Origin of the sequence: Micromonospora sp. NPDC002575, from assembly GCF_042889525.1 — a bacterium.
Classification (GTDB): domain Bacteria; phylum Actinomycetota; class Actinomycetes; order Mycobacteriales; family Micromonosporaceae; genus Micromonospora; species Micromonospora carbonacea.
This window is the reverse complement of sequence record NZ_JBIARA010000004.1, coordinates 57119-70092: the sequence shown is the minus strand read 5'-3', so window position 1 is coordinate 70092 and position 12974 is coordinate 57119. Positions and strand designations below refer to the sequence as shown.

Genomic DNA, 12974 nt, shown 5'->3' with positions numbered 1-12974 from the left:
CATGACCACCCTCGCCCGCATCGTCAACCGGCTCCGGCGTCCCCTGCGCATCCGCCTCGTCGGCCCCGCCGACCAGACCGCCGCCGCCCTGCATGGCCTGGCACACATGGTCAGCCGCCGCCCCGACATGGCCGACCGGCGCATCCGCATCGACCTCACCATCCGCGAGAAGCCCTTGCAGGAGTGGCGATGACCGAGCGCACCGAAACCGCCGTACGCCTGGTCATCCTGCTCGCCATCGGCACCATGGCCGGCGCAGCCGCCTTCACCCACGTCCACGACCTGTCCGTCACCCACGGCCAACCCGACTGGATCGGCTGGGCCAACGCCGTAGCCGTCGAACTCATGGCCATCTACCTCGGCCTCGAACTCCGCGCCCGCCGCCGCGCACACCGCCCGGTCGGCCTGGTCGCCTCACTGCTCGTCGCGTTCGCGCTGCTGTCCCTCGCCGCCCAGGTCGCCGAAGCCGAACCCTCCGTGTGGGGCTGGACCGTCGCCGCCGTGCCATCCCTGGCGTTCCTCGCCCTGGTCAAGGTCGTCCTGTCCAACACCCCCGCCCTACCGCCGGCCCCGGAACCCGACCAACTCCCGATCGACTGGGACGAGGCACCCGAGCAGACCACCACCGACCCCGAACCGGAGCGTTCGGCCGACGCCGTGCCGCCGGCCGTCCCGGCCCCGGCCGCCGTCTCTGCCCCGGCGGTGATCCTGCCCCCGCGCGGCGTCGTCCAGTCGAACCGGCCGCACGTCGTCGGGATCATCCGATGACGGCTCCGACCCTGCCCGGCCTCGAACCCGCCCCGACCCCGGCTGCCGCTCCCCGCCCGGGGTCGCGGGCGGCCCGCATGGCGCTACCCCGCTCCGTCGACGTGCTCAAGCAGATCGCCATCGAGTACGGCGTCTGCGTGCGCCCCCTCGCCATGCGCCGCACCGACCTCGACACCGGCCTGACCGAAGTCATCGACCTGCCCTGCGGCGCGACCCGCGAAGACAAGTGCCCACCGTGCGCGAAGAAGAACCGCCGGCTGCGACAGGCCCAGATCCGCGAAGGCTGGCACCGCGACGACGAACCCCTACCCGGCCCGCAACCCGCCACCGAAGCGCAGAAGTCCCTGATCCTGTTCCGCGCACACCTGGAGTTCTCCCGCGACGAGGCATCACGCGCCGCCCAGTGGGACCAGGTCGCCGACCTCGACGAGGCCATCCGCGAAGTAGAGGAAGCCATCACCGCCGAAGGATTGCGCGGGCGCGTCGGCCCACCCCACACCAGCACCGACGACGACCACGGCGACGACGACAACGGCCGCCGCCGCAAGCGCTCCACGAAACGGCGGCAGGACGCACCCGACCTGCCCCGGCGCAAGGTCGAAGCCCGCACCGTCGGCCGCACCTACACCGCCCCCGACGGCTCCACCTACCGGCCCTCGATGTGGCTCACGCTCACCCTCGACTCCTACGGGCCGGTCCGCCCCGACGGCACACCCGTCAACCCCGACCGGTACGACTACCGCCGCGCCGCCTGGGACGCCGTCCACTTCCCCCGCCTGCTCGACCGGTTCTGGCAGAACCTACGCCGCTGCGAGGGCTGGAACGTCCAGTACGCCGGCTGCGTCGAACCCCAACGCCGACTCGCCCCACACGCACACTTCGCCATCCGGGGCACCATCCCCCGCGACACCCTGCGCACCGTCGCCGCCGCCACCTACCACCAAGTCTGGTGGCCGCCCGTCGACGTCCAGCGGTACACCGCCGACCGACCCCCGATCTGGGACGAACAAGCCGCGGCGTGGGTCGACCCGGACACCCGCCACCCACTGACCACCTGGAACGAAGCCCTCGACGCCATCGACAACAACCCCGACGCCGAACCCGTCCACGTCGTCCGCTTCGGCACCCAGGTCGACGCCCGCGGCGTCATGCCCGGCACCGAAGACGCCGAACGAACCATCCGGTACGTCACGAAGTACATCACCAAGCACACCGGCGACTGCCACAAAGCAACCACCGACCGGCAACGCGCCCACCTCGACCGGCTCTGGCGCGCACTGCGCGTCACCCCCTGCACCGACCGGTGCGCCAACTGGCTGCTCTACGGCATCCAACCCCGCAAGGCGACTGCCAAGCTCAAGCCGGGCCGCTGCAAGGGCAAGGTCCACCAACGCGACACCCTCGGCATCGGCGGCCGACGCATCCTCATCTCCCGCGACTGGTCCGGCAAGACCCTCGCCGACCACAAACACGACGTACGCGCCTGGGTGCGCGCACTGCTCGGCGTCACCACCGACAGCACCACCGCAGACAGCACCGCCAGCAGCGGCACGGCCGGCGACCCCGGGCAGCTCGTCGACGACCAAGGCGCCACCGCCGAACGGGTCCGGCACGCCTGGGAACTCGCCCGACCCGACGACGCCGACGTCGGCCCACTGTCCTTTCGCCTCATGCGCTCGATCAGCGAACGCGCCCGCTGGCGCACCGAACTACTCGCCGCGAAGGACCGGGCCGAGCAGGGACCCGCAGACCTTTCGGCAACTCAGCACATCGCACCACAGCACGACGGGGAGGAAGATCAAATTGGACGAGGTCCTTACGATCGAGCAGGCAGCGGCCCGGATCAACATGAGTGAGCGCTACATGCGCCGCCTGGTCGCCGAACGGCGTATCCCGTTCCACAAGCTCGGGCGCAGCGTCCGAATCAAGGCCGCTGACCTCGCCGCGCACGTCGAGTCCGGGCGGGTGGAGCCGCTGACCGCCTCCGGGGTGTGGCGTGACCTTCAGCGGGTGGCCTGATGGCGAACAAGGAAGGGCACCGGCGGTTCGGCAACCTTCGCAAGCTGCCGTCCGGGCGATACCAGGCGCGGTACCCGGGGCCGGACGGTCGGATGCGGAACGCGCCGGAGACGTTCAGCCGGAAGTCGGACGCCGACCGGTACCTAACGCTCGTCGAGGCGCAGATGGTGCGGCGGGAATGGGTCGACCCGGACTTGGCCAAGGTGAAGCTCGACGACTACGCACGGCGGTGGATCGAACAGCGGCCGAACCTGCGGCCCCGGACCGTCCACCTGTACAGCTGGCTCCTGGAAAAGCACATCGTCCCGTACCTCGGTGGGACCGAGCTGGGCCGGCTGGACACGCCGATGGTCCGCGACTGGCGGGCGGAACTGCTCGGCAACGGCGTCTCGGTGAGCATGGCGGCCAAGGCGTATCGGCTTCTGCGCGCGGTGCTGATGACAGCGGTCAAGGAAGACCAGATCCTGACCCGCAACCCGTGCCAGATACCCGGTGCCGACCAGGAAAAGGCCGCGGAACGGCCGGTGCTCACGCTCGCCCAGGTCTTCAAGCTGGCCGACATCGTGCCGCCCCGGTACCGCGCCTTGGTCCTGGTGACCACCTTCGGGTGCCTGCGCTGGGGCGAGGTGTCCGCACTGCAACGGCAGGACATCGACATGGCGGCCGGCACGATCAGGATCAGGCAGGCGTACACCGAACAGCGCGGGGTCGGCCTGGTGCTCGGGCCGCCGAAATCCCGGGCTGGCCGACGCGCCGTGACCCTGCCCTCGGTGGTCGTCGAGGTCGTCCGTGACCACCTGGCGGCCGAGGTCGACGACACCCCGGATGCGTTCGTCTTCACCACCGAAAGTGGGCGCCCGATCTGGCGGGGCAACCTGAACAAGATCATCGCTTGGAAGGCGAGCGTGACACGAATCGGACAGCCGAACCTGCACTTCCACGATCTGCGCCACACCGGGAACACCCTCGCCGCCCGGACCGGGGCGAGCACCCGCGACCTGATGGCCCGGATGGGTCACGACTCGCCGCAGGCCGCGCTGATCTACCAGCACGCGACGGCCGAAGCTGACCGGGCCATCGCCGATGCTCTCCACCAAGCGGTCCGGGTCGCGCGGAAGCAGACAAAGAAAGCCGGAAAGACCAAGAAGAAAGCCAGAGACTTCGGCCGGTGAGAGTTCCCTCTACACCATGCGCCCCGGCACACCACCCCCGGTGCACTACTGCACCGGGGGTGGTGTACTATTGCACCAGGCCCGGCCTGGAGGCTGGTCAAGGCCCGACGACGAGTTGGGCACCAACGCCGCACGCGGCGTCAGATCTTTGACCGACCTCCAGGCCGGGCCTCAACCGGACCTATGTGGAGCCCAAGGGAGGGCGTAATGCGCGCCATAAGCCAAGTTCTGCCCAGAAGAGGCCAAGGAGTTCCATATGGTCAGTTCGGGACGCCACCCGAAGAAGGAGATCGCCCGCGCACTTCACCGGGCTGAGGAAGTGGGACTCCTCCTTACGGAGATTCACAGGAAACATCGATGGGGCGCGGTGCAATGCACTCCCTGCCAGGCGACGCGAGCGGTCTGGTCGTCCCCCCGCAACCCTGGGACCCACGCGAAGCAGCTCGACCGCTTCACGGAGATCCACACCCACCCCTCACCCTACGCGGGAACCTCCGCGACCATGTGAGGCGAAGGGAGGTAGGCCATGACAACGCACGTATTCACGTTGGTGCTCGATCGGCAGCCTACCGATGATGAACTGGACACTCTCTGTGCCGAAGGCTGCGATGACGCGGCCTTCGGCACAGAGAACGGCCTTCCGATCGCAGAGTTCGATCGAGAGGCCAGCACGATGGCGGACGCGATCACCTCCGCAGTCAAGACCCTCGACCACGCTGGCCTGACCGCGCTTCGTGTACTCGATCAAGATCTGGTGACGCTTGCCGACATCGCCGGTCGCATCGGGCAGAGCAGAGAGTCTGTGCGGCGATACGCCACGGGCGATCGAGGGCCGGGCACCTTCCCACCTCCGATCAACCCCGCCCGCGAGGGCACCATGTTCTACAGGTGGAGCGAGGTCAGGTCATGGATCCAAAAGAACCTGAAGGTTGAGATCCCAGACAGCGACCCATCGCTGGTGGTGGCGAACCTCATGCTTCAGGCAAGGCAGCACCGCGGACGCGTCGCGCACTGGGGAGTGCTGGTCGAGCTACTCGCCGCCCCAACTCCTAGCGACGGCCAACAGGGCTAATGGCACGCCAATGGCACGCCGCATGATCGTTGACCTTGAAACCTCGAAGGCCCTGGCTCGGGACTTGCGTCCTGACCAGGGCCTTCGTGCGTGGAGCGGGTGACGGGAATCGAACCCGCACTGTCAGCTTGGGAAGCTGATGTTCTGCCATTGAACTACACCCGCAGGCGGACCCACTGTACCCGACGCCGTCGCCGCCTGCACCCAGGCACCCCCTCACGTGCTCCACCATCCCGACCACGCCGACACCCCGGCGACCAAGATCCGCAGGCCATCGATGGTGCGTAGGATTTTCACCGCGGCAACATATGCCCATTCTCAAATCTCTCGATCGGTTGTAACGTCTCCCGCACGTTCAAGCCACGGCGCGACACACCCCCTGCCGCGCCGCCAGAAAGAGGTGGGCCCATGGGACTCCGTCCCAACCTGCTGACCCGGCGCACCGCCGGCGTCGCGTCGACGACCCTCGCGCTGCTGCTCAGCACCGCCGCCGTGGGTGTCGTCCCGGCCGCTTCGGCCTTCTCCGCCGCCCCGACCGAAGCGTGCGCCGAGCCGGCCGACGTCCACTCGGACGCCCGGGTGAAGGCCGGCGCGCACGCCAAGCACGAGCCGAACGAACTGACCGCGAAGGAGACCCGCGAGCGGGAGGCCGACCTCGCCGCCGCCCTGCGCGAGCGGGCAAACTTCCGGGTCGGCGCCGGCGCCGCGGCGCTCGCCACCGTGACCATCCCGGTCATCGTGCACGTCATCCAGGAGGACAGCACCCGCGCCGGTGGCAACATCCCCGACTCGATGATCAACTCGCAGATCAGCGTGTTGAACCAGTCCTACAGCGGTGCCACCGGCGGCGCGGCCACCGCCTTCAGCTTCCAGCTCCAGAAGATCAACCGGGTCACCAACCCGGCGTGGTACCCGATCGTGCAGGGCTCCTCGGCTGAGCGCTCGATGAAGAGCTCGCTGCGCGAGGGCGGCAAGAACACGCTGAACGTCTACCTCGGCGAGCTGAGCGACGACCTGCTCGGCTGGGCCACCTTCCCGAAGCGCCGGCTGGACAACATGGACGGCGTCGTCGTGCTGGGCGAGTCGCTGCCGGGCGGCACCGCCACCAACTACAACCAGGGCGACACCGGCACTCACGAGGTCGGCCACTGGCTGAACCTCTACCACACCTTCCAGGGCGGCTGCTCCGGCTCGGGCGACGGCGTGAGCGACACCCCGGCGGAGGCCTCGCCGGCGTACCAGTGCCCGACCGGCCGGGACACCTGCACCGCGGCCGGGCTGGACCCGATCACCAACTTCATGGACTACACCTACGACACGTGCATGTACCAGTTCACCGCCGGCCAGGCGGCCCGGATGCTGACCGCGTGGGACGCCTACCGCGCCCCCTGACGTACCACTGCTGTTGATCGCCCCGGTGCCGGCTCCGTCTCCCGACGGGCCGGCACCGGCGTCTGTGGGGGTCAGGCCGCCGCACGATGGGCACCGCGCCCGCCGAGGGCCGACCGCCGATCCGGTACGCCCACAGCGCCCCCGCCCGAGGCGGTGCCAGCGGCGTCGGCGGCCCCGGGGTCGAGCCAGACCTGCACGGCGGGCCGGTCGGTCGCCTCGCCGGGGCGAACGGTGCCGGCGTCGCCGCGCCGGGCCAGCATCGCCACGTCGACGGTGAACTCGAAGAGCCGCCAGTCCACCTGCGGCGCGGCCCGCCCGATCTCGGCGAGCCGGGCCACCCGGGCCTGGTCGGTCACCGGTCGGGCGTGCCCGGCCACGTACGCCTCGTCGTCGCTGTCCTCCGGCGGGAAGGAGTGCAGCGCGTAGCGGCCGTCGCGTTCGAGGTCGCGCCGCTTCGGCGAGTCGACGACGAAGCAGAAGAGCCCCTCGTCGGTGATCACCGGGGAGACCGGGTGCACCCGGGGCCCACCGTCGGCGCGGACGGTGGCCAGGTAGCCGAAGCCCGGCCCGTACTGCTGCATGAGGTGACGGATCCCGTCGGCGAGTCGTGGCTCGTCAGCGGCGAATTCGGACCAGGAAGCCATGCCGACATCCTATCGAACACCTGTACGACACGCGAAGCGCGACGCGCGGGTCGGGCACCCGATTCGCAGGCTCGCTCACCAGCCCCGCTGACCAGGCCCGCCGACCCACCTCGCTATGGTGTTGCGATGCTGCTCTCCGACCGCGACCTCGTCGCCGAGCTGAAGGCCGGCACGCTCGCGCTGGAGCCGTTCGAGCCGACCCTGGTGCAGCCGTCGAGCATCGACGTACGCCTCGACAAGCTCTTCCGGGTCTTCAACAACCACCTCTACACGCACATCGACCCGTCCGTGCAGCAGGACGACCTGACCTCCATGATCGAGGTGCCCGACGGCGAGCCGTTCGTGCTGCACCCCGGCGAGTTCGTGCTCGCCTCCACGCTGGAGGTGATCTCGCTCGGCGACCAGCTCGCGGGCCGGCTGGAGGGCAAGTCGAGCCTGGGCCGGCTGGGGCTGCTCACCCACTCCACGGCCGGCTTCATCGACCCGGGCTTCACCGGCCACGTCACGCTGGAGCTGTCCAACGTGGCGAACCTGCCGATCACGCTCTGGCCGGGCATGAAGATCGGCCAGTTGTGCATCTTCCGGCTGTCGTCGCCGGCCGAGCACCCGTACGGTTCGGCGGTCTACGGCTCGCGCTACCAGGGCCAGCGTGGCCCTACCCCGAGCCGCTCCTGGCAGAACTGGCGCACCTGGCCGCCCCGCTGACGCCGACCCGCTGACGCCGCCCCACTGACGCCGACCCGCTGACGCCCCGCTCCGCTGGACGCCCCGCTCCTCCTGGGGCGCGCTGCGCCGCCCTCCGCCACAGGGGTGTGAGAAGGGGCCCCTTCTCGACCGTATGCGTTAACAAGGGGCCCCTCCTTGCACCTCAGGAGGGGCGGCCGAAGCTGTGGATCGGGCCGTCGTCGACGCGCTTCATCTTCACCGGGACGCCGGCCCGGGAGGCGTGCACCACCCAGCCCCCGCCCACGTACATGCCGACGTGGTGCAGGTCGGAGTAGTAGAACACCAGGTCGCCGGGGCGCAGGTCGGCGCGGCTGACCCTGGCGGTCACCGACCGCTGCTGGGCCGCGTTGTGCGGCAGCGAGACGCCGGCCTTCGCCCAGGCGGCCAGCATCAGCCCCGAGCAGTCGTACGAGTTCGGGCCCTCCGCGCCCCAGACGTAGGGCTTGCCGATCTGGGCGCAGGCGAACTTCACCGCCGTCCCCGCGCCGCCACCCGGGTAGGACGCCGGGCAGGGGGCGGGCTTCAGCGGGCCGCCGCCACCGTTGCCGTACACCTTCAGCCGCAGCTTCTGCAGGCGGTCGATCTCGGCGTTGATCTGCTTCCGCTTCGCGGCGAGCTGGGCCTCGGTGCGGGCGAGCTGGGCGACCATCTCGTCGAGGGGCTGCTTCTTCGCGGCCAGCTCGTCGCGGAGGTCGACGACCGCCTGGACGTCGTGCTGCTGGCGCTGGGCGAACCGGTCGAGCAGCTCCAACTGCCCCATCATCTGGCTCGGCGTGCGGCTGCCGAGCAGGGCGTTGACCACCGAGATGTTGTCGCCCTTGTACGCCTCGACGGCGAGGCCGCCGACCTTCCTCATCGCCTCGTCCACCTGGCGCTGGAGCGGCCCGATCTGCGCGGCGAGCGCGTCGGCCTGCCTGCGCTTGGCGGCCAGGTCCTGGCGGGTGGCGTTGTGCCGCTCGATGAGCGGTTCGAGTTTGTTCCAGTCCTCGTCGATCTGCCGCTCGATCTCGGCGACCGAGGGGTCGGCGTGGGCCACGGTCGGTGCGCCGGTCAGGACGACGGCGACGCCGACCAGGGCGGCGAGGGCGGTGGTGCAGCGTGACCAGCGGGTACGCGGCGCAGCCGGCATCCGGTCGGCGTCGGCCGTCCGGCGTGACGGGCGCCGCGGGGCATGGTGTGCCACCGGGCTCCGTTCTCCTTCTTCCTCTACCGCCTACCGGGTTAGCTGACGGGTTCGGGCGGGAAGGGAGAGCGCCCTACCGCAGCGCCGCTGCGGATTCACCCCGGCGTACCTGGGTCCCCGGCTCGCCCGGAGGCGACTCGGCGGTGTCGCACCGTCACCGCCCGGCTGGGCGGTGCAGCTACCGGCCGACAATTGGCCAGAGTAGAGACGGGCGTCATCGCTTCGCAACCCGACGGGCCGTGACACACCGTACAGGCCCCTCGTCGGCTTCGATGCCCGCCGCACGCCGAAGGCCCCCGGTCGGGTGACCGGGGGCCTTCGGGCGGTGCTGCGCGGCGCGGCCTTCGCGGGGGCCGGTCCGGGTCAGCCGGGTCGGCGGAAGCCGGCCACCGGCATGGTGTTGATGCTGCTCACGTTGACCGGCTTGCCGGCCCGGGGCGCGTGCACCATCTTGTCGTTGCCGATGTAGAGGCCGACGTGGTGCAGGTCGCTGAAGAAGAACACCAGGTCACCGGGGCGGGCCTCGGAACGCGGGATGGCGCGTCCCTCGTTCCACTGGGCGCCGGTGAAGTGGGTCAGGTGGATCCCGGCGGCCTTGTAGGCGTACTGGGTCAGGCCCGAGCAGTCGAACGAGTTCGGGCCGGTGGCGCCCCAGACGTACGGGTCGCCGACCTGGGCGCAGGCGGTCCGGATGGCGGTGCGGGCGGCCGAGCTGACCACGCCGGTGACCGTCGGGCAGCCCTCGGTGGACACCACGGTCTTCGGCATCGACGCCTGGAGCCGCTTGATCTCGGCGTTGATCTTGGTCTTCTTCGCCGCCAGCTCCTTGGTCTGCTTCTCCTGGGAGGCGATGAGCGTGTCGAGCTTCTGCTTCTCGGTGTCGTACTTCGCCCGGACGGCGAGCACGCCCTCGACCTGCCTGCGCTCCTGCGCGGCGAGCCGGTCCAGAATGGTCAGCTGCTCGGCGAGGGTGCCCGGCTTGGTGCTGACCAGCAGCGCGCCGATGTCCTGCGACGGGCCCGAGATGTAGTAGCGGGAGGCGAGGTCGCCGACGCGGTTCATGGCCAGCTCTGTCTCGAGCGCCAGCGGCTCGATCTTCTTCTGCACCTCCGCCGCCTTCTCACGGTTCACCTTGAGCTGGGCGCGGACCTTGTTGTACTGCTCGATGGTGGGCTCAAGCTGCTCCCACTGCTTGTCGATCTGCGCCTCGATCTCGTCCACCGACGGCTCGGCGTACGCGGGCGCGGTCAGTGTCCCGGCGCCGACGGCGACCGCCGCGACCAGGGTGAGCAGGCGGCGTGCGAAACGGCGGGCACCACCCGGGCGAGCGGTTGACCGTTCCGGGGCATGACGATGAGGGGGCATGGTTGCCACCGGCACCGACTCCTTCGCAACCGACCGCCGGGCGCCTCGCGAGAGGGAAGATCGAGGCAGACGACCCACAGCGGTCAGCGCCTCACATTAGGGGAGTCCCGCGTGAGGAATCAAGGCGGGTCGGCACACCGTGACGCCTCGCAAACCGTTCCTGCACAACGGGTGTGGGCCGCCCGGCGAGGGGGGCGGGGCAGACGGGAGCGACCGCGGCGGGCCGTCAGCCGACGATGGCCGTCAGCACGTCGTCGAGGGTCACCACCCCGAGCGGGCGGCGACCGTCGCTCACCAGCACCATGTGCCGCCGCTCGCGGCGCATCGACAGCAGCAGATCGGCCAGCGTACGGTCCGGCGGCACCACGGCCAGCGGGTGGTAGACCCCGGCCGGCACGGGGGCGCGGCGCTCCGCCCCCGCGTACCCGAGGACGTCCTTGACGTGCACGAAGCCGAGCACCCGGCGGGTGGCCCGCTGCACCACCGGGAAGCGGGACCGGCCGGTGCGGGTGGCCAGCACCTCCAGCGAGGCCGGCGACACGTCCTCGGCCACCGTGGTCACCGTCGACCAGGGTTGCAGGGCGTCCGCCGCCGTGCGGGTGTGCAGCGCGAGCGCCCCGGTGATCCGCGCGTGTTCCTCGGCGTCGAGCAGGCCCTCCGTCCGGGCCTGCGACACGAGGCCCGCCAGCTCCTCGGCGGTGAACACCGTCTTGACCGCGTCCGTCGCCTCGACCCGCCAGATCCGCAGCACCTGCCGCGACGCCCACTTCATGGCCAGCAGCAGCGGCTTGGTCGCCGTGCAGAACGCCAGCATCGCCGGCCCCAGCCAGAGCGCCGACGGCTCCGGCCCGGCCAGGGTGATGTTCTTCGGCACCATCTCGCCGACCACGGTGTGCAGGAAGACCACCACGCCGAGGGCGATCAGGAACGCCACCGGATGCACGGCGCCGTCGGGCAGGCCGAGCGCGTGGAACAGCGGCTCGATCAGGTGGGCCAGCGCCGGTTCGGCGATCGCGCCGAGGCCCAGCGAGCAGATGGTGATGCCGAGCTGCGCCCCGGCGATCATCAGCGGGATCTGGTTCATCGCCGAGAGCGCCCAGCGGGCCCGCTTCGATCCGGCCGCCAGCGGTTCGATCACCGTCCGCCGGGAGGCGATCAGCGCGAACTCGCTGCCGACGAAGAAGGCGTTGCCGAGCAGCAGCAGCACGGTGACCAGCAGTTCAGGCATCGTCCCCGGGCTCCTCCGGCCGCAGCACCCGCACCTGTTCGATCCGGTGCCGCTCCACCTCGACCACGGTGAACTCGTACCCGCCCTCCTCGACCGTCTCGCCGGCCACCGGGATGTGCCCGAGCCGGGCCATCAGGAAGCCACCGAGCGTCTCGTAGGGGCCCTCGGGCAGCCGGAAGCCGGTCTGCTCGACCAGCTCGTCCTCGCGGAGCACCCCGTCGACCAGGACGGTCCGCTCGCCGCCCGGCACGGTCAGCTCGACCGGCCCGCCGTCGTCGACCGCGTCCGGGTCGAACTCGTCGGCGATCTCCCCGACCAGCTCCTCCACCAGGTCCTCCAGGGTCACCACGCCGTCGGTGCCGCCGTACTCGTCGACCACGATGGCCAGGTCCGCGCCGGCCGCCTTGAGGGCGGCCAGGACGCCGTCGAGGTCCAGGCTCTCCGGCACGTACACGGGCTCGCGGGCGACCGACGCGACGGTCGTCCTGGCCCGGTTCGCCAGCGGCACGCCCAGCGCGTCCGGCACCGCCGCGACGCCGGTGACCAGATCGAGGGTCTCCTCGAAGACGGGGAACCTGGTCCGCCCGGTCTGCTGGGCGAGGGTCAGCAGCTCGGCGACGCTGGCCGTGGCGCGCAGCGCGATCACGTCCACCCGGGGGGTCATGGCCTCGGCCGCCCGCTTGTCGCCGAACCGGATGGTGCGCCGCAGCAGCATCGCGGTGTCCGGCGGCAGCGCGCCGGCCCGGGCCGAGATCGCCGCCAGCAGGCCCAGCTCCTCGGGGGACCGGGCGCTGGCCAGCTCCTCCTGCGGCTCCACCCCGAGCCGGCGGACCAGCGTGTTCGCCGAGTTGTTCAGCCCCCGGATCAGCCACCCGAACGTCCGCGAGAAGCCGCGCATGCCCCGGGCGGTGGCCAGCGCGGCGGGCATCGGCCGGGCCAGCGCCAGGTTCTTCGGCACCAGCTCGCCGAAGAGCATGGACAGCAGGGTCGCCAGGGCCAGGGCGAGGAACGGGGTGAACCGGTCGGCCGCCGGCCCCAGCGGGTGCAGCGCCGGGGCGAACAGGCGGGCCAGCGCCGGCTCGGCCAGGTATCCGGTGAGCAGGGCGGTGATGGTGATGCCGAGCTGGGCGCCGGAGAGCTGGAAGGACAGCTCGTGCAGCGCGCGGCGGACCGTCCTGGCCGCGCCGTCACCGGCGGCGGCCCGTCGGTCGATCTCCGGCCGGTCCACCGTGACCAGGGCGAACTCGGCCGCTACGAAGAACGCGTTGCCCGCGGTCAGCAGCACGAAGCCGACCAGGGGCAACACCGTGGCAACCAGAAGACTGTCGATGATCGGTTCACCTCGGCAGGATTGTTCCACGACGGGCCGGGCCGCACATCACTACGCGCGGCACCGGCTCCGTCG

At 70.8% G+C, this 12974-nt stretch carries 13 protein-coding genes, 1 tRNA gene and 1 riboswitch; of the genes, 8 read left to right on the top strand and 6 right to left on the bottom strand.

Annotated features, from left to right (window positions below):
* Position 1: 1 nt before the first annotated feature.
* The 6 genes from ACFYWL_RS07970 (at position 2) to ACFYWL_RS07945 (ending at position 5031) form a co-directional block, all read left to right on the top strand.
* A complete protein-coding gene (locus tag ACFYWL_RS07970; protein WP_074474741.1) occupies positions 2-193 on the top strand; it encodes a hypothetical protein in 192 nt (63 codons plus the stop codon).
* Positions 190-768, top strand: coding sequence for a DUF2637 domain-containing protein (locus tag ACFYWL_RS07965; protein ID WP_386968970.1), 579 nt, complete (start codon positions 190-192; stop codon positions 766-768). Before ACFYWL_RS07970 ends, ACFYWL_RS07965 begins: the two co-directional genes overlap by 4 nt.
* Positions 765-2624: a replication initiator gene (locus ACFYWL_RS07960; protein ID WP_386968967.1), complete on the top strand. Its 1860-nt coding sequence runs from the start codon at positions 765-767 to the stop codon at positions 2622-2624. The genes ACFYWL_RS07965 and ACFYWL_RS07960 overlap by 4 nt, the downstream gene beginning before the upstream one ends.
* The gene (locus tag ACFYWL_RS07955) at positions 2617-2787 is read left to right on the top strand and encodes an excisionase family DNA-binding protein (protein WP_386968964.1); all 171 of its coding nucleotides are present in this window, start codon (positions 2617-2619) and stop codon (positions 2785-2787) included. Before ACFYWL_RS07960 ends, ACFYWL_RS07955 begins: the two co-directional genes overlap by 8 nt.
* The gene (locus tag ACFYWL_RS07950) at positions 2787-3959 is read left to right on the top strand and encodes a tyrosine-type recombinase/integrase (RefSeq protein ID WP_386968962.1); all 1173 of its coding nucleotides are present in this window, start codon (positions 2787-2789) and stop codon (positions 3957-3959) included. The genes ACFYWL_RS07955 and ACFYWL_RS07950 overlap by 1 nt, the downstream gene beginning before the upstream one ends.
* Positions 3960-4485: 526 nt before the next feature.
* Entirely contained in the window at positions 4486-5031 is a 546-nt protein-coding gene (locus ACFYWL_RS07945; RefSeq protein WP_386968959.1) for a helix-turn-helix transcriptional regulator, read from the top strand.
* A 91-nt stretch (positions 5032-5122) separates the two neighbouring features.
* On the opposite strand, the gene ACFYWL_RS07940 is transcribed toward ACFYWL_RS07945, so the two are convergent.
* Positions 5123-5196, bottom strand: a tRNA-Gly gene (locus ACFYWL_RS07940).
* A 243-nt stretch (positions 5197-5439) separates the two neighbouring features.
* On the opposite strand from ACFYWL_RS07940, the gene ACFYWL_RS07935 reads away from it, so the two are divergent.
* Positions 5440-6423 (top strand): zinc metalloprotease, encoded by a 984-nt coding sequence (locus ACFYWL_RS07935; RefSeq protein WP_386968957.1) that lies wholly within the window; start codon positions 5440-5442, stop codon positions 6421-6423.
* 71 nt (positions 6424-6494) lie between these two features.
* On the opposite strand, the gene ACFYWL_RS07930 is transcribed toward ACFYWL_RS07935, so the two are convergent.
* Positions 6495-7067: a pyridoxamine 5'-phosphate oxidase family protein gene (locus tag ACFYWL_RS07930; RefSeq protein WP_386968954.1), complete on the bottom strand. Its 573-nt coding sequence runs from the start codon at positions 7065-7067 to the stop codon at positions 6495-6497.
* 126 nt (positions 7068-7193) lie between these two features.
* Between ACFYWL_RS07930 and dcd the strand changes: the two genes are divergently transcribed.
* On the top strand, positions 7194-7772 hold the full coding sequence (gene dcd / locus ACFYWL_RS07925) for a dCTP deaminase (protein WP_043961089.1): 579 nt from the start codon (positions 7194-7196) through the stop codon (positions 7770-7772).
* A 163-nt stretch (positions 7773-7935) separates the two neighbouring features.
* Here the strand turns inward: dcd and ACFYWL_RS07920 are convergent, their stop codons facing one another.
* The 4 genes from ACFYWL_RS07920 to ACFYWL_RS07905 form a co-directional block, all read right to left on the bottom strand.
* Positions 7936-8922: an NlpC/P60 family protein gene (locus ACFYWL_RS07920; protein ID WP_386968950.1), complete on the bottom strand. Its 987-nt coding sequence runs from the start codon at positions 8920-8922 to the stop codon at positions 7936-7938.
* Between the two features lie 66 nt (positions 8923-8988).
* Positions 8989-9129: riboswitch (cyclic di-AMP (ydaO/yuaA leader) on the bottom strand.
* Positions 9130-9339: 210 nt separating this feature from the next.
* On the bottom strand, positions 9340-10356 hold the full coding sequence (locus ACFYWL_RS07915; protein ID WP_386968947.1) for an NlpC/P60 family protein: 1017 nt from the start codon (positions 10354-10356) through the stop codon (positions 9340-9342).
* 211 nt (positions 10357-10567) lie between these two features.
* The gene (locus ACFYWL_RS07910; protein WP_074475666.1) at positions 10568-11569 is read right to left on the bottom strand and encodes a hemolysin family protein; all 1002 of its coding nucleotides are present in this window, start codon (positions 11567-11569) and stop codon (positions 10568-10570) included.
* Positions 11562-12872, bottom strand: coding sequence for a hemolysin family protein (locus tag ACFYWL_RS07905; RefSeq protein WP_386969755.1), 1311 nt, complete (start codon positions 12870-12872; stop codon positions 11562-11564). Before ACFYWL_RS07905 ends, ACFYWL_RS07910 begins: the two co-directional genes overlap by 8 nt.
* Between the last annotated feature and the right edge of the window lie 102 nt (positions 12873-12974).